The organism is Prevotella aurantiaca (genome assembly GCF_015262605.1).
Lineage (GTDB): Bacteria > Bacteroidota > Bacteroidia > Bacteroidales > Bacteroidaceae > Prevotella > Prevotella aurantiaca.
The window spans coordinates 1-22,729 of the sequence record NZ_JABZSJ010000031.1 but is presented as its reverse complement, the minus strand read 5'-3'; the positions used below and the strand labels follow the sequence as shown (position 1 = coordinate 22,729).

Genomic DNA, 22,729 nt, shown 5'->3' with positions numbered 1-22,729 from the left:
CAAAGTGCGGTATTCAGAAGAAAATCTATTAAAACCATAATAAGAGCCGACGAACAATGAGTAAAGCAAAACTAACCGATGCCATGGGTAGCATTCAACGAGGCATAAAAAGAGCCTTGGATTTTACAATGGCTGTATTTGGATTAATATTGCTTTCACCCATCTTCGCAATCATTTCTGTTTTAATGAAATGCCAAGGGAATGGTCCCATATTCTTTCGTCAAACACGTATTGGATATAAAGGAAAACCATTTGTCATACTTAAATTCCGCACCATGAGTAGCATTGTGGAAGAAAATAAACCGCAACTGATGGCAAAAACGAATTGTAAGAATTCTACCCCATTGGAGCGATTTCTTAGAGAACACCATCTTGATGAGCTTCCGCAATTATGGAATGTATTGATTGGCGATATGTCATTAGTAGGTCCTCGACCTGAACGTAAATACTTTATTGATAAAATAATGGAGCATACTGACCTTTATCCTGTTGTTTATAAGATGAGACCAGGATTAACTTCAGAAGCCACACTTTACAATGGGTATACAGACACAATGGAAAAGATGTTAAAACGTCTCGAAATGGATATCAATTATTTTGAGAGACGTTCGCTTTGGCTTGACTTCAAAATTATCATTAAAACATTTTTAAACATCGTAAGTGGAAATAAATTTTAGGCAAATATGAAAAAATACGTCCTTTTACTTCTTGTTATCCTAAGTACGTTAAGTATTTATGCACAATCTGGTATGACCGATACACAGGTCATGGAGTTTGTTGTAAAAGAGCATAACAAGGGTACATCACAGGCACAGATTGTAACGAAATTGATGCAAAATGGTGTAGATATAGCTCAAATTAGAAGAGTTAGAGATTCATACGAGAAAATGAAAAAGGGCAACTCTTCATTGGGCAACGCATCAGATAAAGAAAGTAATACAGAGAGAAGTAGAAAGAATAATGGACAGCAACGTCCAGGAATGGATAAAAAAAAGGTTGCTGATAAAACATTGCAAGATTACGAGGACTCTGAGAATGAAGCAAATAGATTTTCTAACAAAAGATTAGAATCTGAGTCTAACTACCAAAACACATACGATGAAGATGATAAAGATTTCCTTTTAATACAGGAGGAAATGAATGATTGGATGCCACAAGATACTGCAGCAATGTATAAAAATCTTGTAAAACAACTAAAGAAAAAGAAGAAAAAAGTTTGGGGACGTGATATTTTCAACAATAAGAACTTATCATTTGAGCCTAATATGAATATGGCTCTCCCAGCAAACTATAGATTGGGACCTGGCGATGCTGTTTTTGTTGATATTTATGGTGCGTCGCAAAAGTCGTACGAAACAACTGTTGCACCAGATGGAATTGTTACTTTAGATGGTTTTGGACCTATTCAAGTAAGTGGTCTCACTATCAAACAAGCTAATGAAAGAATCAAAGCGAGACTTGGAAAACGTTATAGTAATTCTAAAATTAGACTTTCTGTAGGACAAACACACACTATTATGGTGAACGTTGTAGGTGAGGTAAAAGCACCCGGAACTTACACTTTATCAGCTTTCACAACTGTATTTAACGCATTGTACATGGCTGGTGGTATTACCGATCTCGGAACACTTCGTAATATTAAAGTTTACAGACAAGGACGTCTTATCAGCACTGTCGATATATACGACTTTTTGAAACGCGGAAAATTAACAGGCAATGTAAGATTAGCAGATAATGACGTTATTGCTGTTGATGCTTACGAGGTGCTTGTAAATGTTAGCGGTAAAGTAAAGCGACCAATGTATTACGAAATGAAGCGTAATGAGAGTCTTGATGCACTTATTAACTATGCAGGTGGCTTTGCAGGTGACGCTTATACAAAATCTGTTCGTGTAAGAAGAAAAACAGGCCGCCAATATTCTATATATAATGTGAACGAGTTTGATATGAGTCGCTTTAAGCTTTCTGATGAAGACTCTATCAGCGTTGATTCTGTTATTCCAAGATATGAAAATATGGTGGAAATAAAGGGAGCGGTATTTCGTCCTGGTATGTATGAAGTAGGCGGGCAGATAAACTCTGTACGCAATTTGGTAGAAGCAGCAGAAGGACTTACAGAAGTTGCTTTTGGACCTCATGCAGTTATGCATCGTATGAAGGCAGACCGCACATTAGAAGTTATTTCGGTAGATGTGGAAGGTATTTTGCTTGGCAGGGTTGCTGATATACCTTTACAAAACGAAGATGTCCTATTTGTTCCGACGCGAACTGATGTTCAAGAAGAGCAGACTATATCTATTTATGGGGAGATACAATATCCTGGAAGATATAAATATGCTGACAATGAAACACTTGAAGACTTTATTCTACAAGCTGGAGGATTAAAACAAACAGCATCTACTGTAAGAGTTGATGTTTCAAGAAGAATTATGAACCCGCAAGCTACTACTTCTGACTCTATTATTGCACAAAGTTTCACATTCAGCTTGAAAGATGGTTTTGTCATTGATGGTCAACCCGGATTTATACTTGCACCTTTCGACCAAGTTTTTGTACGGAAGAGCCCTGGCACAACAAGACAACAGAATGTAAGTATTGAAGGGGAAGTTCTATTTGAAGGAAGTTATTCGCTTACAGGAAGAAATACACGCCTATCAGATATCTTCAAGGCTGCAGGTGGTGCAACAGATATGGCTTATATACAAGGAGCAAGATTAGAACGCAGACCTAATAAGATAGAGAAAATGCGCATGGAAGCTGTTTATAAAATGCAAATGGAACAAGAGAACAAGAGTTTCCTTGATCTTGCTGCTAAAAGTTCAAATGCAGCTGGTATTCTTCAAGCTTCACAGCAAACTCAAGATTCTCTGATGAAGAAGTTCCAAATTCCTGAAACCTATCCTGTAGGTATTGAGTTAGATAAAGCTTTAGCAGCACCAGGAAGTGATGCCGATCTAATTCTACGAGAAGGCGATCGTATTATCATTCCACAATACAATGGTACTGTAAAAATCAATGGTGCAGTTATGTATCCAAATTCTGTAAGCTATCGTGAAGGCAAAAATGTAGCTTACTACATTGACCAAGCGGGTGGATTCTCTTCTGATGCAAAGAAAAGTCGTAGCTACATACTATATATGAATGGTACACTTGCAAAAGTAGGACATAATGCAAAAGTCCGACCTGGCTGTGAAATCATTGTTCCTAGCAAATCTCGAGCTAGAATGAGCCTTGCTGAACTTATGACTATCGGAACAAGTACGTCAAGTATGGCAGCTGTATTGGCTACACTTGCAAACATCTTGAAATAAAGATAAATACAGAATGAGTAAAAATAACGATGAAAAAAATATAAACTTCGCGCAAGCACGTCTTTAAAAGGCGTGCTTGAATGCGGATTTATTACAATACATTTAAATAAATCATTTGGTTTAATACTATTATATTAAAGCTTCAAGCTAATGGAAAACGAAGAGAATGTAAAACAAATAGATTTACGATTGGTGTTAAAAAGAATTGGAGAACATAAAAAACTATTCTTTATAGTATTGCCAATTGTTATTGCGTTATCAACTTATATCATTCTTTGTGTGCCAAGAACATACACAAGTGAAACTGCTATGGCTCCAGAAGCAAGCTCTATGGCAGATGTTAGTGCTTTAGGCGATATAGCGTCTTCATTTGGCTTTGATTTACCAACGGGAAAAAGTACTGATGCTATCTCTCCTTTGTTGTATCCAGACTTAATGAATGATAATGGTTTTGCTACAAAGCTATTCGATGTGAATGTACAAACTATTGATAAAAAAATCAATACGACTTACTATGACTATCTAAAGCACCATACAAAACTAACATGGTGGGAGAAAACCTATTTATGGGCGGTACAAAAAGTATCTCCTAAGGATACTGCAAACTTTGCTCCTGAGAAATTCAATCCTTACCAATTGTCAAAGATTGACAATGACATAGTTAAGGGAATGAGAGACAATATAAAAATTAGTACTGATAAGAAAACAGGTATTATAAGTATTGCTACTGTAGCTCAAGATCCAATGGTAGCAAAGATTCTTGCAGATGCCACTAGAGCTCAACTTCAGGAATATATTATTGAATATAGAACTAAGAAATTAAAAAACGATGTAGAGCATTATCAAAGTCTTGTAAACCAAGCTAAGAAAGAATACGAACGAGTTCGAAAGGAATACGGAAAGATTAGTGATGCTGATATGGATGTTGTATTGGAAAGTGTAAGACTAAAGCAAAACGATTTGGAAAATGACATGCAACTAAAATACAATACATATACAACTCTAGTTGCTCAACTAAAAGCTGCTGATGCAAAGTTACAAGAACGCACTCCTGTTTTTACAACTATCCAAGGAGCAGAAGTACCTGTAAAACCTTCGGGACCTAAAAGAATGTTATTTGTGCTCGAAATGTTTATATCTGCGTTTATTATTTTGTCAGTTTACGTAATAAGGGATATACTGCATTAACTTTAATATGCCCGATATAAAAGAATCAGCAAAAACCAAAAATATAGCATCGAACACACTATTTTTGTTTGTTCGTATGTTGGTTATTACATTTCTAAACCTTTATATTGTACGTATTATCATCAAAGGGTTGGGAGTTGAAGATTATGGAATTTTCAACACGATAGCAGGTGTAGTAACAGTTGCTTCTTTTTTAACAGGTGTACTTTCACTTTCAGTTCAAAGATTTTTCTCTTTTTATATTGGGAAAAACGATATTCAAAAACAAACTGAGATTTATTCTTCGTGTATTAACATCATTGCAATACTTTCTATTCTCATTATCCTACTATTTGAGACGATTGGATTGTGGTTCGTTAATACTCAATTAGTAATTCCAGCTGCAAGAATGACAGCTGTTATGTGGTTATATCAATTTACCATATTTACTTTTATTTTTTCCTTGTTTCAAATTCCATATACTGCAGCTATCTTTGCTCACGAAGATATAGGCGTCTATGCTATTGTATCTACCATCGAATGTTTACTTAGATTAGGTGCAGCCATACTAATTGGAATGTTTATGATAGATAACCTTTCTTTTTATGGAATGTGCTTGTTGATTAGCAGTTTCATTATCTTCATAATATACATATTATATGGAAAAGCGCATTACAAAGAATGTCATTATCGCAAAACAACAGACCGAAAGTTATATAAAGAATTACTTTCTTTTTCTGGTTGGACACTCTTTGGCAATGTTGCTAATATTGGAATGCAACAAGGAAATATTATTTTACTGAATATATTTTTTGGAGCAACTATAAATGCTGCTTTTGGTGTAGCTTTACAAATCAATAATGCGTTTGGAGCATTATGTAATAGTATTATTATTCCTTTACGTCCAGCAATGATAAAGGCTTATGCAGAGGAAAATTTCGGTTACCTTAACAAACTATTTTCTGTTGGTAACAAACTTATACTTTACGCACTTTTAGCTATTGGAATACCAATTATTTTAGAAATGCCCAATATTTTAAATTGGTGGCTGAATATTACAGATGAGAGCTTTATTTTATTTGCGCGCCTTATCATTATTTATATAGTTTGCCTTTCGATGAATAATCCGATTACAGCAATTATTCAAGCAACAGGTAAAGTTAAAGAATACCACCTAAAAGTAGAAAGTATTACTCTACTATGCTTACCTATTTCGTGGCTTTTCTTCACATTCCATTTGCCTTCTTATTTTGCCCTAATTTCTATGATTGCTGTATCAGTAGTCGCACATACTATAAGATTGTTTTGTCTACGCAAATATTATCGTAGTTTCTCTATAAATTCTTATGTTACAACTTTATTACTTCCAGGAATCACAATATTGATACTTGGAGTTGGGAGTAGTCACCTACTACAACAAAATATTGATAGCAATTTTCTACGAGTACTTTTTATTTTCCTTTACTCCCCTACTTTCTTTATAGTATCTGCTTTACTATTAGGAACGAATAAATCGGAAAAGAAGGTTATATATAGTTATGTTCATTCGTTTATAACAAAACGCTTATGTCGGTAATTGAAAGTAATTATATACTATCTGCATTTCTCATAGTACTATGGGTAATAACCTTGATTTGGTATCAACGCAAAAATAAGAACTTTGACGCTGGTAGCTTTATCATTGTAATGTATATCATCTATGCTGTCTTTTCCATTATGACGATTAACGATGATTCTATTCCACAATTTACAAACTACAAGCCTTTAACACTCTTCCCATATATATACTTGTACACAATGATGATGATTGCGCTTACACCTGTTATCTATCATCACGTACACCAGACTGACAACATTGAATATCCGCATTCAAATTTTTTACGAATCATTGCAACTCTTATTATTGTCGTTGCTATATTGAATTTGCCAGGTATCATTTCTGACTTCCAAAACGGATTAATGTCAATCTTTACAGATGCTCAAGCTGGTAGAGATGCCTATTTGGAGCAAATAGATAATGCGTCAAACGCTGGTGGAGCCATTCGCAATATACCTGCAATTCTCTTTAATTCTTTTTCTGATATTAGTATATTCCTATTATTTTACTTTTTGACGATGAGCAAGAAAAACTATAAAATTATTTATGGTTTGCTATTTGCCAATATCATTAATTTGGTTATGCCTATTATGCGAGGGCAACGAAGTGGAGTTGCTTTAGCTTTTCTGACAATAATATGCGGATATTTTTTGTTTAAGCAATACCTTTCAAAAAGAATTAATAAGTTTATAAAGAAAGTAGGAATTGTTTTCATTGTTGTCATTACGTTGCCTGTGGCTGCTATAACCATAAGTCGTTTTGGCACAGAGAAAGGAGGAATTGCAGCTTTCATCAATTGGTATATCGGACAAGGAAATATATATTTTAATAATTACGGTTTAGACGACAATGGAATTAGATACGGAGATAGAACCCTCAATCTTTTCAAACGGTTAGTCGATTCTAAAACTTCAATGAATTATGTTGAACGTCGAGAAATTTATTCACATCTAAAAATAAACGACGAAGCCTTTTCTACATTCGTTGGAGATTTTACCATAGACTTTGGACCTTTTTTTGCAGTCGTAATATTTTTAGTGTTCAATTTCCTTGTTATTTCTGCTTTCCAAAGGAATAAGACTACAAATAGTAAGATAAAGATACATCAGCTGTTACTCTTATATTTTGTAGTTTGCATTAACATACAAGGTGGAATGTACTTGTTCGCGTACTCAGACACTGGGAATCTAAAGATTATAGTACTCGCCCTACTCTATTATTATTTGAAATATCACGAAGCATTGCTGGAAAAGTTTCCGCTTAAAAAAGAAAATAAATAATGAAAGCAAGAGTCATAGCATATTATTTACCACAGTTTCACCCTATTCCAGAAAATGATGAGGCATGGGGTGTCGGTTTTACTGAATGGACAAATGTTGCACGAGCGAAACCTCTATTCAGAGGACATTATCAACCACATATTCCTGCAGACCTTGGCTTCTACGACTTGCGTCTACCAGAAGTTAGAGAACAACAAGCTGTATTTGCAAGAGAATGTGGCATCGAAGGTTTTTGCTATTATCATTATTGGATGGGAAATGGTAAATTACTACTTCAGCGTCCTTTCCAAGAAATATTGAAATCAGGTAAGCCAGACTTTCCTTTTTGCCTTTGTTGGGCAAACCATGAATGGACAACAAAAACTTGGCACAAAGATGGAAAGAACAAAGTAATTGCTCCGATGGAATATGGTGGAGAGAAAGATTATACTGAACATTTTAATTATGTACTTCCAGCATTTAAAGACAGGAGATATATTACAATAGATGAAAAACCTGTTTTCGTAATATATGATCCCTATCACTTTAAAGATGTAAGTATCTTTATGGAGATATGGAGAAAGTTGGCAAAAGAAAATGGATTACCTGGAGTATATTTTGTTGCTCAAATAGCTAACACATCAACTATTAAACGCAATTCAGATGGAACTTTAGCTCGTGTCATTCCTAATTTAAAGAATAGCAAGGAAGTATATAACAATATTCTTGCCTTAGGGTTTGATGGCATCAATTCTTATGGTAAATCGAGAGGAGAAATGTGCTATCAAGGCAAAACGATGCGTATAGCTAAACAAGTTATACATAAAAAACTTCCATTCTTGCCATCGCTTAAATTAGATTATTCAAAAGTTGTAAGCAATTTCTTTGCTCCTGAAGATAAATGGGACAATGTATATCCTATGATTATACCTGGTTGGGACAGAACACCACGTGCAGGAAATAGCGAAGGAATATATATCAATTCAACACCAGAGAATTTCAAAAAACATATCGAACAAGCTTTAAATATAATAGAATCCAAACCGCAAGAGCATAAAATTCTATTCTTGAAATCTTGGAATGAATGGGGAGAAGGCAATTATGTTGAGCCGGATTTAAAGTATGGTCATGCTTATTTAAATGCTATTAAGGAGAACATATTATGAAAAAACACTATGCATTTTTGTAGACCATAACTGAAGCTCTTGAGAAAGGAAGATGAAAGGGAATATGAGAGTGTGATAGTGATTTTTATTAAATCTATAAATAAGAGGTATGAAATTAGGATTATTATTACCAACGAACGTTTTTTTCTGTCCGTATGTCAGAAACTACACAGATATATTAGACGAAAACAATATTCAATATGATATAATATATGCTGATAAAAGAGGACTTAAAGAAAAAGCCGCTCACAGGTTTAGCAGAAAGATTGGAGACAACGCCCATCAAATAACTAGACTATTGTACTATTTAGAATATTCATCTTTTTTACGGAGAGTTATCAAAAAAGAACAATACGACAAGCTCATTGTCTTCGGTCCTCAAATAGCAATCTTCTTGAAACCTTTTCTTAAAAAGCATTACAAGAACAAATTTATATTAGATTATCGTGATCTTTCTATCGAACAAAAATTTAAGGGAACATATAATGAACTGATGAAACTTTCAGCATTACATGTTATCTCATCGCCAGGGTTTATAAAATGCCTACCCAATGCCTGTTCATCTATCTTAAGTCATAATTTTGATATAAACACTTTGAAACGAGCCATCAATGATCATAACCCATCATACGAATTGGATAAAGGACAAATTGAAGTCCTCACAATAGGTGGTATTAGAAACTACGAGCAAAATGCTGCTATCATTGAGGCATTAGGAGACAAGGAAGGTTTTCTGGTAACTTTCGCAGGAAATGGTATAGATGCCCATAAATTAGAAGAGTTCACAAAAGAACGAGGATATAAGAATGTTGCATTCTCTGGATATTATGATAAAAAAGATGAGCCTTCAATTATCCAAAAGAGTACAATGATTAATATTTTTTTCCCAAGGATACTCTCTCACGATACTGCTATGGCAAATCGTTTCTATCATTCTGTCTTCTTCCGAAAACCAATGATAACGACTGCCGATACTATTCAAGGCGAATATACCAAGAATTACAAATTAGGTTTAGCGATTACTAATACAGATAATCTTGCAGAAGAAATAACAACATACTTAAATACTTTTGACAAAGAGGAATACGAAGAAAACAGAAAGAAAATTCTTAAAGATTTCTATTCTGACTACAAGTTGTTTGAAGAAAAAGTATTAGCCTTCTGTAAGCGCTAAATATATTATGGGCTATTATGAAAACAAATAAGATAAATAAAAAAAGTGATTTCAAGGTAATCGATATTTTCACTCTGTTTAGTGATGGAGTTAGCTTTGAAGATTTTCTTTCTTACTTAAATAATCATGGTGGAATTGATGCTGTTAGCGAAAGAGGAACGAGCGCCTTTTTAGAATGTATTATCAACTATAATAATGTAATGGTTGACTTTCCTTTTGCAAATGGGTATGCAAAACGACTAATAGAATTAGGTGCAGATATAAACAAACCGGATATAAATGGGCATGTTGCACTCCATTACTGCATTACTTCTAAGAACTATGAAATGTTCAATTATCTATTGTCCAATCCCAATATCAATATTCAGGTTGAGCCTCCTTTGCTTGGATATGCTTTAGCACACGATATCGATTATACTCCAAATATCATTAAACTTCTTGATTTAGGCTTAGACCCATTTAAAAAAGGAACATTGTTCTCACCTTATCAGGTTTTAGTAGGTATTGATAATGGGAGTATTAAAATAGGAAATCAGACAAAAGATGTTAAGCCAATATTGAACCATATAAGAGAATTATACGGAGACAGAACTGAATAAAAGCTTATCAACAGCAACTATATCGAATTAACTCAATTTTAATAGGATCTCTAAAACTTAAATTCGAATATTTTATAAAAGTATTTTAAGGCTATTAGAAACGTATTAGAATAGATACGGTTCTCTCTGCAAGCACGCGCATCTTCTTTCAGTAATAGCTTATGACTACTTACTCCACTTGTGCTCGCACCACCCATACGCATTGTTACCATATCTTTCTGTATATATTTATAACTTATGCGATGTTTCTTAAACAGACGTACCATCATTTCAAAGTCTGCCCCAATTTTATAGTCAAGACTATAGTTTCCTGCTTGTTCGTAAACAGAACGCCGAACATAGAAAGAAGGGTGAGCAGGCATAAAGCCAAATCTTAACAATGTTGGACGGAATATTTTAGAAGAATAGTATCGGGCAACTTTGTGCGGTTGTCCATCGCGTATAAAATGAATATCGCCATAAACGGCATCTACCTTACTTGTTCTAAAGGCATTTGCATAGGTAGACAACACATCGTTGCTTGTGTAATAGTCATCAGAATTTAAAATACCAATGATATCACCCGTAGCCATTTGTATGCCTTTATTCATTGCATCATATATACCACGATCACTTTCAGATACCCAACGAAGTCTACCATTAAATCTTGAAGCATTTGCTTTTACAATATCCAAGGTAGCATCAGATGAACCACCATCTATCACTAAATATTCTATATTAGGATAGTCTTGGCTCAATACAGAATCTATTGTATCGGCAATTGTTGCTTCGCTATTATAGGTAGCTGTAATAATTGATATTTTCATTCTTATAGTTCTCGGTCATACCTCTGTTAATAACGTTCAAACTTAAAAAATATTTTAGTTTTATCCACTAATTTTGCATTATACACAATAAAAGTAAGAAAAATGTGTTATGTTACTAAATCTGTAAGGAAATTTTTTAATCGACTATGAATATATACGTATATATCGTTATTAGTTTTATTGCTTTTAGCCTAAGCATCGTTTGCGGATTCCTTTTCATCCCCCGCATTCTGAACTTCTGCAAAAAAAGAAACTTATACGATATTCCTGATTCCAGAAAAGTACACAAACGAGCTATTCCTCGCTTGGGTGGAGTTTCATTTCTACCCAGTATGCTAGCAGCTACTATTGTTGCACTTCTTGTTTGGTCATTTGCTTATAATGGACAAAAAATAGAGATTAGTCCGTGGACTATCTTTTTTGCTGTCGGTTTGGTAGTTATCTACACTACAGGACTGATTGACGATATTTTTGGTGTAAAAGCCAAAAAGAAATTCATTATACAGATTTTTGTATCATCTCTACTACCTATTTCTTGGCTTTATATCAATAACCTTTATGGTTTCTGTGGAATTTACGAAATTCCGTTTTGGGTAGGAGCACCGCTGACAGTATTTATATTGGTTTTTATTATGAATGCTATCAACCTAATTGATGGTATAGATGGACTTTCTGCCAGCTTATCTTTCATTGCTTTAGGTGGTTTCTTCTATAGTTTCTTTATAGAAAAGATGTGGATTTATTGTATCCTCACAGCTGGATTGATGGGCGTTTTGGTTCCTTTTCTCTATTACAATATGTTCGGAAAACAAGAAAAAAATCGTAAAATTTTTATGGGCGACTCTGGTTCGCTAACTTTAGGTTACATTCTTGGTGTATTACTCGTGAAGTTTTGTATGGATAACCCAAACGTAATGGCTTATCGCAAAGGGGCAATATTTCTCTCAATAACTTTACTAATCATTCCTATCTTTGATGTTTGTCGTGTAATTATTGTACGAATATTACATGGTTATGGAATATTTCACCCCGACAAAAACCATATTCATCATAAATTTATGAGAGCAGGACTTACGCAGCACCAGGCACTTATTGCTATCTTAGTGTTCGCTATTGTCTTCATCAGTATGAATGCACTATTGTTTAATTTATTAGATTTTACTCTGATTATAATAATAGACATTGCTATTTTTACCTTATTTAATATGTTTGTTTTAGATCCTGCTATCAGACGAAACAACAAACAACCTTTTCAAAAAGATTAAAATATGTCTTAAAACAGCTGAATAGGAACAACTCAACACATAAGAATAAGAGGCTAAAAAAATATAATAACAAAATAAAAATTTATAATTATAAATTTTAAAATTATAATAATAAATTTGATAGAATATCATTACAATTTTCTAAGTAGTAATTATCTCCTTTTTTAAAAACTTTATATGTTCTTTTTAAAGTTGGGAATATTTCCTAGACAATAAAAAAGGCAGAGTTCTTTAAAATTTATTTTAAGAATCTGCCTTAAATATTTTAAAGGGAATCAACTTGTCAGTGTAGTTAAAATTTCCTGAAATGCAATGTTACCTTATCACTAACAAGAGCCATTGTATATTCCGACTGATGAATAATGAATGTTGTAGATAAATCATCAATACCATAGAATTTTAAAAGCGAAGGATTTGTAAGTAGTTCGTCGCCGTTTTCACGATCGTAACGATAAGGTTCCTTCAATTCTAAAATATTATTTGTTTTATTAAAATGATACAGAATCCAACTATTTGCACCTGTTTTATCTTCCAACAATAACAAATTACCTTGGAAAGACCAATATACTTTCTTGTCTTTCAATTCTACACTCGCTGCTCCTTTATCAATATAAACACAATGCCACATACCTGACAATTTACCAGGAGTAGTGCTATCATTCTCAAGTGTACAAGCTGAAAGAAAGAACAAAGCCACTAAAGAGAACAACATTATTTGTATTTTTCTCATATTCATATCTTTATAAATTAAATAAACCCGTTTTGGTTATAGTGAACTGTAAACCATAATTGATACCACCAAGAATAGAACCAATATCCATTCCATAAGCTGCCTTTACATCTATTCCATTCAACCACCGGTGTCTAATACTATGTAATTTATAAGCAGCCTCTGCTAATATACTTACATTATGCCTTTCTTTAATATATGGCTCAATATAAGTTCCTAAACCTTCCTGCCATGAAGCAAGAAAACGCCAATTAAAAAACTCATTTGGCTCTCCAGATAATCCAAGATGATAAGCCATAAATCTGTTATTTTGGAACTCAATTTTTCCATTCTTATTGTAAATGGGCGAACGATATAGAGGATTTCCCATTCCTTGTCCCCAGTGCTGATAACCAGTATAAATATAATGGTTGTAATAATTATCTTGACCTCCGATATGATCGGCAATGGTTTTAGTATGGTCATGATAGATTGGACCACTCTGATATTTTGAATAAATATATTCTAATACCACCGCATTCAACCAACTACCAGTTCGACGACGATATTCAAAACCTACCATCCAATCTTTCAAACTATAAGTAAGATACTTTCGCTTTTTCTTTTGCATCCATTCTTCGCCAGTACCATAACCATCGTAATCTAAGAAAAACATTCCCGAATGATCTTCAAAATATTTATCAACATAAAGGGCATAGCTATGCATTTCACCTTCGTATTTTAAACGAGCAACCCAAGAACCTAATTGATTTCCTTCAGCATTCTGGTAGGTTGTTTCGCCAATATCTGCCCCACCTGGCATAAAAGCTTTCCAAAAAGCCTTCAAACCTGTATCTCCTTTCAGAGTTTCCATTCCTCCAGACGGTGTTGGACGATAAGCAGTGCCACCAAACATAGATACCATTTCCAAACCTAACTCTAACGACCATGGACAAAACACCTCTTCATTTCCAAGTTTTAAGTAACCTGCTTTAGAATGATATAATACATTATCGGCATACTTATTTTGCTTTTTTGTAAAATCATGCTGCCAATTATCATCAGTCATCTTTCCGTATGCAATATGTCCTTTTAAGTGTAACCAACCATTTGCAAAAGGTAATGTCCAATAATCCGCCAACGCAAGACGAACTTGTGGAACAGGCCGTGCATTAATACCTAAAGTTTGTGAACCTGAACTTAAACTATTATTTTTTAACTCCATTGGTTGCTCTTTTGTACCTATAGTAAGAGTACCATGATGCAAACGGCCTTCAATAAAAGCTTGCTGTACAATAAAAGGACTTGTATAATTTACGGGCACTGCTACATCTACTCCATAACCAATTCCCCATTTACGTCCTTCATCTACAGATAACGGACGGATAACAGCAGTTCGAATATATCCATTTGAATTCTCAAGCGAACTGAGTCCATACTTATTTGCATTTAGCCATAAAGGTGTTTTGGTGTTAGAGAAACTACCTTGCATTTCTACCTTATATTCAATACTCTTAAAAGCTCTTGCTTTTATTGTATCTTTTATTACTGGCGGCACATATTGAGAAAAAGAAGTCGTACACGCCAATACACCAAAAAAGATTGATAGTATCCGTTTCATTTCCATAGACAGGTTCTAATAATTAGTTCTGATTTGTTGAAGTCATTCTTGGCATACAAAGTATCAACAAACAAAATAGCATAAAAAAAATACCATTAAGTAAATTGACAATTTGCTGCAATAAGACAACAAAACAAATTGAAACGTAACCCATTATTTATAAGTTTAAGTTTTGGTGGTAATTATTAAAACCCACCTATTATATTATATATAGGTGCAAATTTACATAAAAAAAATAGTTCCAACAAGAACTTCACGAAGAGAATATAAAACATATAGGCTTTTGATTTAGTAAAAATACCTTTCAAAAACCATTTTCAATTGTTTTCAATACTAAAAACCTATTAAAAACATTTTTATAAAATTCTTTCATTTAAGATAAGATGTCTGTATAAAAATGAGAAAGTTTGTATAGTTCCTTCAGGTCTACTTGCATAGAGAACGGAAATCACTCGACCATTAACCGAAGTACTTTATAAATATGACAAAATTATTTTCGAATTATAGTAGAAAAAATAGCTTTCAGGGAGATATTCATTAGATTTTTACTATCTTTGCAAGTTGTAAGTTAGTAAACTTCCAAAGAACAATAATATAAAAGACATAATCGTGACTGAGACAAAGTACATTTTCGTAACAGGCGGTGTAGTTTCTTCACTTGGAAAAGGAATTATTTCGTCGTCTATTGGAAAACTTCTTCAAGCAAGAGGTTACAATATTACTATCCAAAAGTTCGACCCCTATATTAACATTGACCCGGGAACATTAAATCCTTATGAACATGGGGAATGTTATGTTACAGTTGATGGAATGGAAACCGACCTTGATTTGGGCCACTATGAAAGATTTACAGGCATTCAGACTACGAAAGCCAATTCCATGACCACAGGACGCATCTACAAAAGCGTTATTGATAAAGAAAGACGTGGAGATTATCTTGGTAAAACTATTCAAGTAGTACCTCATATTACAGACGAAATAAAACGTAATATCAAGCAGTTAGGTCAAAAACACCATTACGATTTTGTGATTACTGAAATTGGCGGTACGATTGGTGATATTGAATCTGCGCCTTTCCTTGAAGCAATTCGCCAAATGAAATGGGAATTGGGTAAGCGTGCCATAAATTTACACCTTACCTACGTACCTTATCTTAGTGCAGCTGGAGAAGTAAAGACTAAACCAACACAGCATAGTGTAAAAGAATTGCAAAGTGTAGGTATACAGCCAGACATTTTGGTATTACGCACAGATAAACATCTTGATAACGATATTCGTAAGAAAGTAGCTGCTTTTTGCAATGTAGATTTAGATTGTGTTGTACAAAGCGAAAATATGCCGAGCATTTACGAAGTCCCTGTTAATATGCAGGCACAAGGTCTTGATGCTGCTATTTTACGAAAATGTGGCGAAGAAGTAAAACCAGCACCAGCATTAGGCCCTTGGAAAAAATTCCTTGATAAATTACGCAAGGCAACGAAAGAAGTTCATATTGGATTGGTAGGAAAATATGATTTACAAGATGCTTATAAGAGTATACGTGAAGGATTGTTGCAAGCGGGAACATACAACGATCACAAAACAATCCTTCATTTTGTAAATTCAGAACATCTTACTGATGCTAATGTAGGTGAAGAACTGAAAGATCTTGATGGTATTGTTATTTGTCCTGGTTTTGGCCAACGTGGTATTGAAGGTAAATTGGTTGCCATCAAATATACACGAACCAATAATATTCCAACCTTCGGTATTTGTTTAGGTATGCAAATGATGGTAATAGAATTTGCTCGTAATGTATTGGGATACAGTGATGCAAATTCACGCGAAATGGACGAAAAGACTGACCACAATGTTATTGACATTATGGAGGAACAAAAGAATATCACCAATATGGGTGGTACTATGCGTCTTGGTGCTTACGAATGTTTAATACGACAAAATTCACATACATTCAATATCTACAAACAAGAACATATACAAGAGCGCCATCGTCACAGATATGAATTTAATAATAATTATGAAAAAGAGTTTGAAAAAAATGGTATGCAGTGTGTTGGACACAACCCAGAAAGTGATCTTGTAGAGATTGTTGAAATACCATCATTAAAGTGGTTTATTGGAACTCAATTTCATCCAGAGTACCAATCTACTGTACTAAATCCACACCCACTTTTCCTCGATTTCATTAAGACTGCAATAGAAAATAAGAAAAAATAAGAAATGGATAAAAACACTATCACTGGGTTTGTACTCATAATCCTAGTTCTCTTTGGTTTTGCATGGTGGCAACAACCTTCTAAAGAAGAAATTGCTAAACAACGTACTGAGTTTGTAAAAGACTCTATTGCTAATGCCCAAAAGATAGCAGAACAAAAGAAAGCAGCTGGCAAAGCTGCAAACAAAGCAAACGAAGCATATACTGATACTACAGCTTTATTCTACGCGGCATCAAAAGGTTCTGCAAAAGATATTGTATTAAAAAATAGTAAGATTGAACTTACATTTAATACAAAAGGTGGTGTCGTTAAAAAGGCTATTATAAAAGGTTATGAAGGTCATGATGTCGCAAATAAAGATCGCAGTACAGGTAAGGACTATGTCACACTTTTTAGTGGTAACGACCAGAATTTAAACTTTGTTTTAGCTGCGAAAAATCAAAATATCCAAACACAAGATCTTTACTTCACACCTTCTAATCTGACTGACTCAACACTTACTATGACAGCTGATGCTGGTAATGGCAAAACACTTGTATTGGATTATAAACTAACCAATACATATATGTTGCGTCTAAGTCTAAGAACGACAGGTATGAACGGATTATTTAGTCCTGGAAAAAATCAGCTTCTTGTTGATTGGCAAGATAAATGCAAACAACAAGAATTCGGTCATTCTTTTGAAAATCGTTATGCAACAATCACTTACAAGAAATCTGAAGGTGGAACAAAACATTTAAGTGAATCACAAGAGGCTGACAAAAAGACTGAAGAAACTCTTGATTGGGTTGCATTCAAGAACCAATTCTTTTCTGCTGTCTTAATTTCTAAAGATGGTTTTGCAATTGGTTCAGAACTAAAAAGTACACCATTTGCAAAAGAAGCACACTACCTGAAACTATATCAAGCAAGTCTAAACACTTCTCTTGACCCTACTGGTGCTAAAGCTTCTGATTTTGAATTCTACTTTGGTCCTAACGATTTCCGTTTATTACAGGACATTGAAAAAGTAAGTAATTTCGGAAAAGATCTTGAAATGCAAAGACTTGTAGATTTAGGATGGCCTTTATTCCGTATTATTAATCGTTGGTTTACAATCTATGTATTCGATTGGTTGAGCAAATTCTTCCCAATGGGTGTGGTTCTTATCCTCATAACATTGCTCTTGAAGTTTATAACTTATCCTATGGTAAAGAAAAGTTATATGAGCTCTGCCAAGATGCGTGTTTTAAAACCAAAACTTGAAGAAGCCACAAAACAATATAATAAACCTGAGGATCAAATGCAAAAACAGCAGGCGATGATGCAGATGTACTCAGAATATGGAGTTAGTCCGCTTTCAGGTTGTTTACCAATGCTCATACAAGCCCCTATTTGGATTGCAATGTTCAACTTCATTCCAAATGCTATACAGCTACGTGGTCAAAGTTTCTTGTGGATGGATGACCTCAGTACATATGATCCAATTATTTCATGGAATAGTAATCTATGGTTAATTGGCGATCACCTTTCATTAACTTGTATCCTTTTCTGTTCTGCTAATATTCTGTATGCTTGGTTTACAATGCAACAACAGAAAGATCAAATGGTTGGACAACAAGCTGACCAAATGAAAATAATGCAATATATGATGTTCTTTATGCCTGTTGCTTTCTTCTTTATGTTCAATGACTATTCATCTGGCTTGAACTTCTATTATTTCGTTTCATTGTTCTTCTCTGCTGCTATTATGTGGGCATTACGTAAGACTACAAACGAAGAAAAATTGCTCGCGATATTAGAAGCTCGACGTGAAGAAAACAAGAAAAACCCAAAGAAAAAGAGTGGATTAGCAGCACGTATGCAAGCTATTCAAGAAATGCAACAAAAACAGCAGGCTGAATTAGAACGCAGAAAACAGAACCTAAATAAAAATAAATAACTAAAATTATGAACAAAAATGTTTCAATTGCTATTGCAACTGCTCTCGTTATGAATAGTGGAATTGCAAATGCCCAAGAAGCAGTAAACATCGGAAAACATAACATAACACTTAGCAAAGATGTTATGACTCCGGAAACGCTGTGGGCTATGGGAAGAATCGGAAGTGCACAAGCATCTCCCGATGGTAGCAAGATTGTTTACCAAGTAGGCTACTACAGTGTAAAAGAAAACAAAGGACACCAAGTAATCTATGTAATGAATGCGGATGGAAAGAATGCACGCCAGCTTACAACATCAGCAAAAAGTGAAAGTAGTCCAGCATGGTTAGACAATAATACGATTGCTTTCCTTTTTGAAGGACAAGTTTGGGCGATGAATGCAGACGGAACTAATCGCAAAAAACTATCGTCTTCAGACATCGAAATAGAAGGTTTCCGTTTCTCGCCAGATGGCAAGAAGGTTATTCTTATCAAGAGTTTACCTTACCATGGAACTATTAAGAAAAACCCTTCTGACCTTCCAAAGGCTTCTGGTCGTCTTATCACAGATATGAATTATCGTCACTGGGATCATTATGTTGAAACAATAGCACACCCATTCGTTGCAGATGTTACAGCTGATGGTATTAGCAAAAACGATATAGACATTATTGAAGGTGAACCATTCGAAAGCCCACTTGCACCATTCGGTGGTATTGAACAGTTTGATTGGAGTATTGACTCTAAGCAAGTTGCTTACACCTGTAGAAAAAAAGAAGGTGTAAAATATGCAGTTTCAACAGATTCTGACATATTCCTTTATAATTTAGAAACTAAAAAAACTACAAATTTGTGTAAACCTGCAGACTATGTAGAGCCTGAGATTAATATGACAAAGTCACTTCGCAACCAGAAAGTAAATCACCAAGATGGTGATTTCAATGTTGGTTACGATACCAATCCAAAGTTTTCTCCTGATGGAAAGTACATTGCATGGCAAAGCATGAAGCACGATGGATATGAAAGTGATCGCAATCGTCTTTGTATATATGACTTTAGTACAGGCAAAAAAACTTACGTTACTGAGAAATTCGATTCTAACGTAGATGATTATGTTTGGGCACCAAACTCTAAAGATCTTTACTTCATTGGTTGTTGGCATGCTACTGTTAATGCGTATCAAACTAATTTAAAAGGTGAAGTAAAGCAATTAACTGATGGACAGCATAACTATACCTCAATTTCACTTTTAGGTAATAATGGTAAAAAGTTATTAGGGTTGCGTCAAAGTATGAAGAGCGCAACTGAAATATTTGCTATTACACCAACTAAGAAAGAAAAGCAAAGCGAGCAAACACAATTGAGTTTTGAAAATAAACACATCTATGATCAACTTTCGATTGGCGATGTAAAACCTCGCTGGGTAAAGACTACAGATGGTAAAGATATGCAGGTATGGGTTATCACTCCTCCTCATTTCGATCCAAATAAGAAGTATCCTACCCTTCTCTTCTGTGAAGGTGGTCCACAAAGTCCTGTTTCACAATTCTGGAGCTATCGTTGGAATTTCCAGATTATGGCAGCTAATGACTATGTTATTATTGCGCCAAACCGTAGAGGTCTTCCTGGATATGGAAGCAAATGGAATGAAGAAATCAGTACCGATTGGACTGGTCAATGCATGAATGACTATTTATCTGCTATTGATGATGCAGCAAACAATCTTCCATTTGTAGATAAAGAGAGATTAGGTGCCGTAGGTGCTTCATTTGGAGGATTCTCTGTTTACTATTTGGCAGGACACCACAATAAACGCTTTAAGGCATTTATTTCTCACGATGGTGCTTTCAACCTTGAAAGTATGTATACTGATACAGAAGAAGCTTGGTTCAGTAACTGGGAATATGATGACGCATATTGGAACAAAGATCGTTCTGCTGCAGCTGAACGTACATATAAAAATAGTCCACACCTTGATGTAGATAAATGGGACACCCCAATTCTCTGTATCCATGGTGAAATGGACTACCGCATCAATGCAACACAAGGTATGGGAGCATTCAATGCTGCTCGCTTACGTGGTATTCCTGCAGAGTTATTGCTCTTCCCTGATGAAAATCACTGGGTATTGAAACCACAGAATGGTGTTCTTTGGCAACGTACATTCTTTAACTGGCTTGATCGTTGGTTAAAGAAGTAAAAAATTAGATGAAATTTAATAAATAACAATTATATCTATTATGACAGAACAAATTAATAAAACACTTAGAGACTCTGCTGCCGCACGTTGGACAGCCCTTTTACTTTTGTCTCTTGCAATGTTTTGTTCTTACATCTTTGTGGATATCTTGTCTCCTATCAAAGACTTGATGCTTTCACAGAGAGGTTGGGACTCAACTGCATTCGGAACAATGCAAAGTTCTGAAACATTCTTGAATGTATTTGTATTCTTCCTCATCTTTGCTGGTATCATTCTTGACAAGATGGGTGTTCGTTTTACTGCTCTCCTTTCAGGAGCAGTAATGCTTACAGGTGCTTTAATCAAGTATTATGCCATTAGCGAAAGCTTTATGGGCAGTGGACTTGAAACATGGTTTACCGAAAACTTAAATCACGTTCCTTTGTTTGAACAGTTGGGTGTTTCTCCTTTCTATGAAGGAATGCCTGCTTCTGCAAAGCTTGCAGCCATAGGTTTCATGCTCTTTGGTTGTGGAACTGAAATGGCAGGTATCATGGTTTCTCGTGGTATTGTAAAATGGTTTAAGGGTAAGGAAATGGCTCTTGCTATGGGATCAGAAATGGCTTTTGCACGTTTAGGAGTTGCTACCTGTATGATATTCTCACCTTTCTTTGCTAAGTTAGGCGGTAACATTGATGTTTCTCGTTCAGTAGCATTTGGTGTTGTTCTTATCTGTATTGCTGTTATTATGTTCGTAGCTTACTTCTTTATGGATAAGAAGCTTGATTCTCAAACAGGTGAAGCTGAAGAACAAGATGATCCATTCAAACTTAGTGACCTTGGTCAAATCCTCAGCAGTATGGGCTTTTGGTTGGTATCTTTACTTTGTGTACTCTACTATTCTGCTATCTTCCCTTTCCAGAAGTACGCAGTAAATATGCTACAGTGTAACCTCACCTTTACTCCTGTTGATAAGGATTCTTTCTGGGCTTCTACAGAAGTTACAATTATCCAATATGGCATCATGTTGATAGTTGCTATAACTGCATTTATGTTCAACTTCATGAAGAACAAGAGTATTAAATTCACTGTGCTTAGCATATCAATCATTTCGCTTATTGGTTATTGCTATATGGGTTATATGCGTCAGTCAGCAGAATCTATCTTCGCAGTATTCCCATTGTTGGCAGTAGGTATCACACCTATTCTTGGAAGTTATGTTGACCATAAAGGTAAGGCGGCATCTATGCTCATCTTAGGTGCAATATTACTCATTAGCTGCCACCTCACATTTGCATTCATTCTCCCAGCATTCAAAGGCCATGCTATTGGTGGTGTTATTGTAGCTTACCTGACTATCCTTGTTCTAGGTGCTTCTTTCTCACTTGTTCCTGCTTCTCTATGGCCAAGTGTACCAAAGCTTGTAGACCCAAAGATTATTGGTTCAGCTTACGCACTTATTTTCTGGATTCAGAACATCGGTTTGTGGTTGTTCCCATTGCTTATTGGTAAGGTGCTTGACAACTCAAATGTCGGCATTACCGACCCAACGAAGTATGATTACACTAATCCTCTTCTCATGTTAGCATGTCTTGGTGTAGCAGCCTTGATAATCGGCTTTATCCTTAAGATCGTAGATAAGAAGAAAGGTCTTGGTTTGGAATTACCAAACATTACAGAATAATAAATAAAAAGACTATCATAAATAAAAGAGGGTGTGTCAAAATTGATACATCCTCTTTTTTATGCACAAAGCTCC

The 22,729-nt window shown here is 34.8% G+C and carries 16 protein-coding genes; 13 read left to right on the top strand and 3 right to left on the bottom strand.

The genetic code is table 11. The features are described 5' to 3' along the window. The first annotated feature begins 56 nt into the window (after nucleotides 1-56). The 8 genes from HXN26_RS06700 (at nucleotide 57) to HXN26_RS06665 (ending at nucleotide 10,273) form a co-directional block, all read left to right on the top strand. A complete protein-coding gene (locus HXN26_RS06700) occupies nucleotides 57-677 on the top strand; it encodes a sugar transferase (RefSeq protein WP_273159795.1) in 621 nt (206 codons plus the stop codon). Between the two features lie 6 nt (nucleotides 678-683). Further along, nucleotides 684-3,311 carry an SLBB domain-containing protein gene (locus HXN26_RS06695; protein ID WP_273159794.1) on the top strand — a complete coding sequence of 876 codons (2,628 nt, stop codon included), beginning with the start codon at nucleotides 684-686 and terminating at the stop codon, nucleotides 3,309-3,311. Nucleotides 3,312-3,461: 150 nt separating this feature from the next. Next, entirely contained in the window at nucleotides 3,462-4,499 is a 1,038-nt protein-coding gene (locus HXN26_RS06690; protein ID WP_273159792.1) for a GumC domain-containing protein, read from the top strand. A 7-nt stretch (nucleotides 4,500-4,506) separates the two neighbouring features. After that, nucleotides 4,507-6,054, top strand: a complete 1,548-nt coding sequence (locus HXN26_RS06685; RefSeq protein ID WP_025001380.1) for a lipopolysaccharide biosynthesis protein — start codon at nucleotides 4,507-4,509, stop codon at nucleotides 6,052-6,054. Next, complete coding sequence (locus HXN26_RS06680) at nucleotides 6,045-7,355, top strand: O-antigen polymerase (protein ID WP_273159790.1); 1,311 nt, start codon at nucleotides 6,045-6,047, stop codon at nucleotides 7,353-7,355. The genes HXN26_RS06685 and HXN26_RS06680 overlap by 10 nt, the downstream gene beginning before the upstream one ends. Further along, nucleotides 7,355-8,500 (top strand): glycosyltransferase WbsX family protein, encoded by a 1,146-nt coding sequence (locus tag HXN26_RS06675; protein ID WP_273159788.1) that lies wholly within the window; start codon nucleotides 7,355-7,357, stop codon nucleotides 8,498-8,500. Before HXN26_RS06680 ends, HXN26_RS06675 begins: the two co-directional genes overlap by 1 nt. 109 nt (nucleotides 8,501-8,609) lie before the next feature. Continuing rightward, nucleotides 8,610-9,674: a glycosyltransferase family protein gene (locus HXN26_RS06670; RefSeq protein ID WP_273159786.1), complete on the top strand. Its 1,065-nt coding sequence runs from the start codon at nucleotides 8,610-8,612 to the stop codon at nucleotides 9,672-9,674. A gap of 17 nt (nucleotides 9,675-9,691) precedes the next feature. Further along, the gene (locus HXN26_RS06665) at nucleotides 9,692-10,273 is read left to right on the top strand and encodes an ankyrin repeat domain-containing protein (protein ID WP_025001384.1); all 582 of its coding nucleotides are present in this window, start codon (nucleotides 9,692-9,694) and stop codon (nucleotides 10,271-10,273) included. Between the two features lie 50 nt (nucleotides 10,274-10,323). Here the strand turns inward: HXN26_RS06665 and HXN26_RS06660 are convergent, their stop codons facing one another. Then, entirely contained in the window at nucleotides 10,324-11,079 is a 756-nt protein-coding gene (locus tag HXN26_RS06660; protein WP_025001385.1) for a glycosyltransferase family 2 protein, read from the bottom strand. Between the two features lie 146 nt (nucleotides 11,080-11,225). Between HXN26_RS06660 and HXN26_RS06655 the strand changes: the two genes are divergently transcribed. Further along, nucleotides 11,226-12,344, top strand: coding sequence for an MraY family glycosyltransferase (locus HXN26_RS06655; RefSeq protein ID WP_273159783.1), 1,119 nt, complete (start codon nucleotides 11,226-11,228; stop codon nucleotides 12,342-12,344). Between the two features lie 292 nt (nucleotides 12,345-12,636). On the opposite strand, the gene HXN26_RS06650 is transcribed toward HXN26_RS06655, so the two are convergent. Both HXN26_RS06650 and HXN26_RS06645 read right to left on the bottom strand, forming a co-directional pair. Then, nucleotides 12,637-13,074, bottom strand: coding sequence for a lipocalin-like domain-containing protein (locus HXN26_RS06650; protein ID WP_273159781.1), 438 nt, complete (start codon nucleotides 13,072-13,074; stop codon nucleotides 12,637-12,639). 10 nt (nucleotides 13,075-13,084) lie between these two features. Next, entirely contained in the window at nucleotides 13,085-14,680 is a 1,596-nt protein-coding gene (locus HXN26_RS06645) for a capsule assembly Wzi family protein (RefSeq protein WP_148295613.1), read from the bottom strand. Between the two features lie 603 nt (nucleotides 14,681-15,283). Between HXN26_RS06645 and HXN26_RS06640 the strand changes: the two genes are divergently transcribed. From HXN26_RS06640 to HXN26_RS06625, 4 genes are read left to right on the top strand one after another with little or no spacing between them, the layout of a single operon-like run. Then, nucleotides 15,284-16,891, top strand: coding sequence for a CTP synthase (locus tag HXN26_RS06640; RefSeq protein ID WP_025000010.1), 1,608 nt, complete (start codon nucleotides 15,284-15,286; stop codon nucleotides 16,889-16,891). Nucleotides 16,892-16,894: 3 nt separating this feature from the next. Beyond that, nucleotides 16,895-18,811, top strand: a complete 1,917-nt coding sequence (gene yidC, locus HXN26_RS06635; RefSeq protein WP_273159777.1) for a membrane protein insertase YidC — start codon at nucleotides 16,895-16,897, stop codon at nucleotides 18,809-18,811. Between the two features lie 8 nt (nucleotides 18,812-18,819). After that, complete coding sequence (dpp5, locus tag HXN26_RS06630) at nucleotides 18,820-20,991, top strand: dipeptidyl-peptidase Dpp5 (RefSeq protein WP_273159775.1); 2,172 nt, start codon at nucleotides 18,820-18,822, stop codon at nucleotides 20,989-20,991. 40 nt (nucleotides 20,992-21,031) lie between these two features. Continuing rightward, the gene (locus tag HXN26_RS06625; protein ID WP_273159773.1) at nucleotides 21,032-22,654 is read left to right on the top strand and encodes an MFS transporter; all 1,623 of its coding nucleotides are present in this window, start codon (nucleotides 21,032-21,034) and stop codon (nucleotides 22,652-22,654) included. Nucleotides 22,655-22,729: the final 75 nt, after the last annotated feature.

Coding starts and splice junctions, on each gene's coding strand:
- HXN26_RS06700 (WP_273159795.1), top strand. CDS start 57: ATGAGTAAAGCAAAACTAACCGATGCCATGGGTAGCATTCAACGAGGC.
- HXN26_RS06695 (WP_273159794.1), top strand. CDS start 684: ATGAAAAAATACGTCCTTTTACTTCTTGTTATCCTAAGTACGTTAAGT.
- HXN26_RS06690 (WP_273159792.1), top strand. CDS start 3,462: ATGGAAAACGAAGAGAATGTAAAACAAATAGATTTACGATTGGTGTTA.
- HXN26_RS06685 (WP_025001380.1), top strand. CDS start 4,507: ATGCCCGATATAAAAGAATCAGCAAAAACCAAAAATATAGCATCGAAC.
- HXN26_RS06680 (WP_273159790.1), top strand. CDS start 6,045: ATGTCGGTAATTGAAAGTAATTATATACTATCTGCATTTCTCATAGTA.
- HXN26_RS06675 (WP_273159788.1), top strand. CDS start 7,355: ATGAAAGCAAGAGTCATAGCATATTATTTACCACAGTTTCACCCTATT.
- HXN26_RS06670 (WP_273159786.1), top strand. CDS start 8,610: ATGAAATTAGGATTATTATTACCAACGAACGTTTTTTTCTGTCCGTAT.
- HXN26_RS06665 (WP_025001384.1), top strand. CDS start 9,692: ATGAAAACAAATAAGATAAATAAAAAAAGTGATTTCAAGGTAATCGAT.
- HXN26_RS06660 (WP_025001385.1), bottom strand. CDS start 11,079: ATGAAAATATCAATTATTACAGCTACCTATAATAGCGAAGCAACAATT.
- HXN26_RS06655 (WP_273159783.1), top strand. CDS start 11,226: ATGAATATATACGTATATATCGTTATTAGTTTTATTGCTTTTAGCCTA.
- HXN26_RS06650 (WP_273159781.1), bottom strand. CDS start 13,074: ATGAGAAAAATACAAATAATGTTGTTCTCTTTAGTGGCTTTGTTCTTT.
- HXN26_RS06645 (WP_148295613.1), bottom strand. CDS start 14,680: ATGGAAATGAAACGGATACTATCAATCTTTTTTGGTGTATTGGCGTGT.
- yidC (WP_273159777.1), top strand. CDS start 16,895: ATGGATAAAAACACTATCACTGGGTTTGTACTCATAATCCTAGTTCTC.
- dpp5 (WP_273159775.1), top strand. CDS start 18,820: ATGAACAAAAATGTTTCAATTGCTATTGCAACTGCTCTCGTTATGAAT.
- HXN26_RS06625 (WP_273159773.1), top strand. CDS start 21,032: ATGACAGAACAAATTAATAAAACACTTAGAGACTCTGCTGCCGCACGT.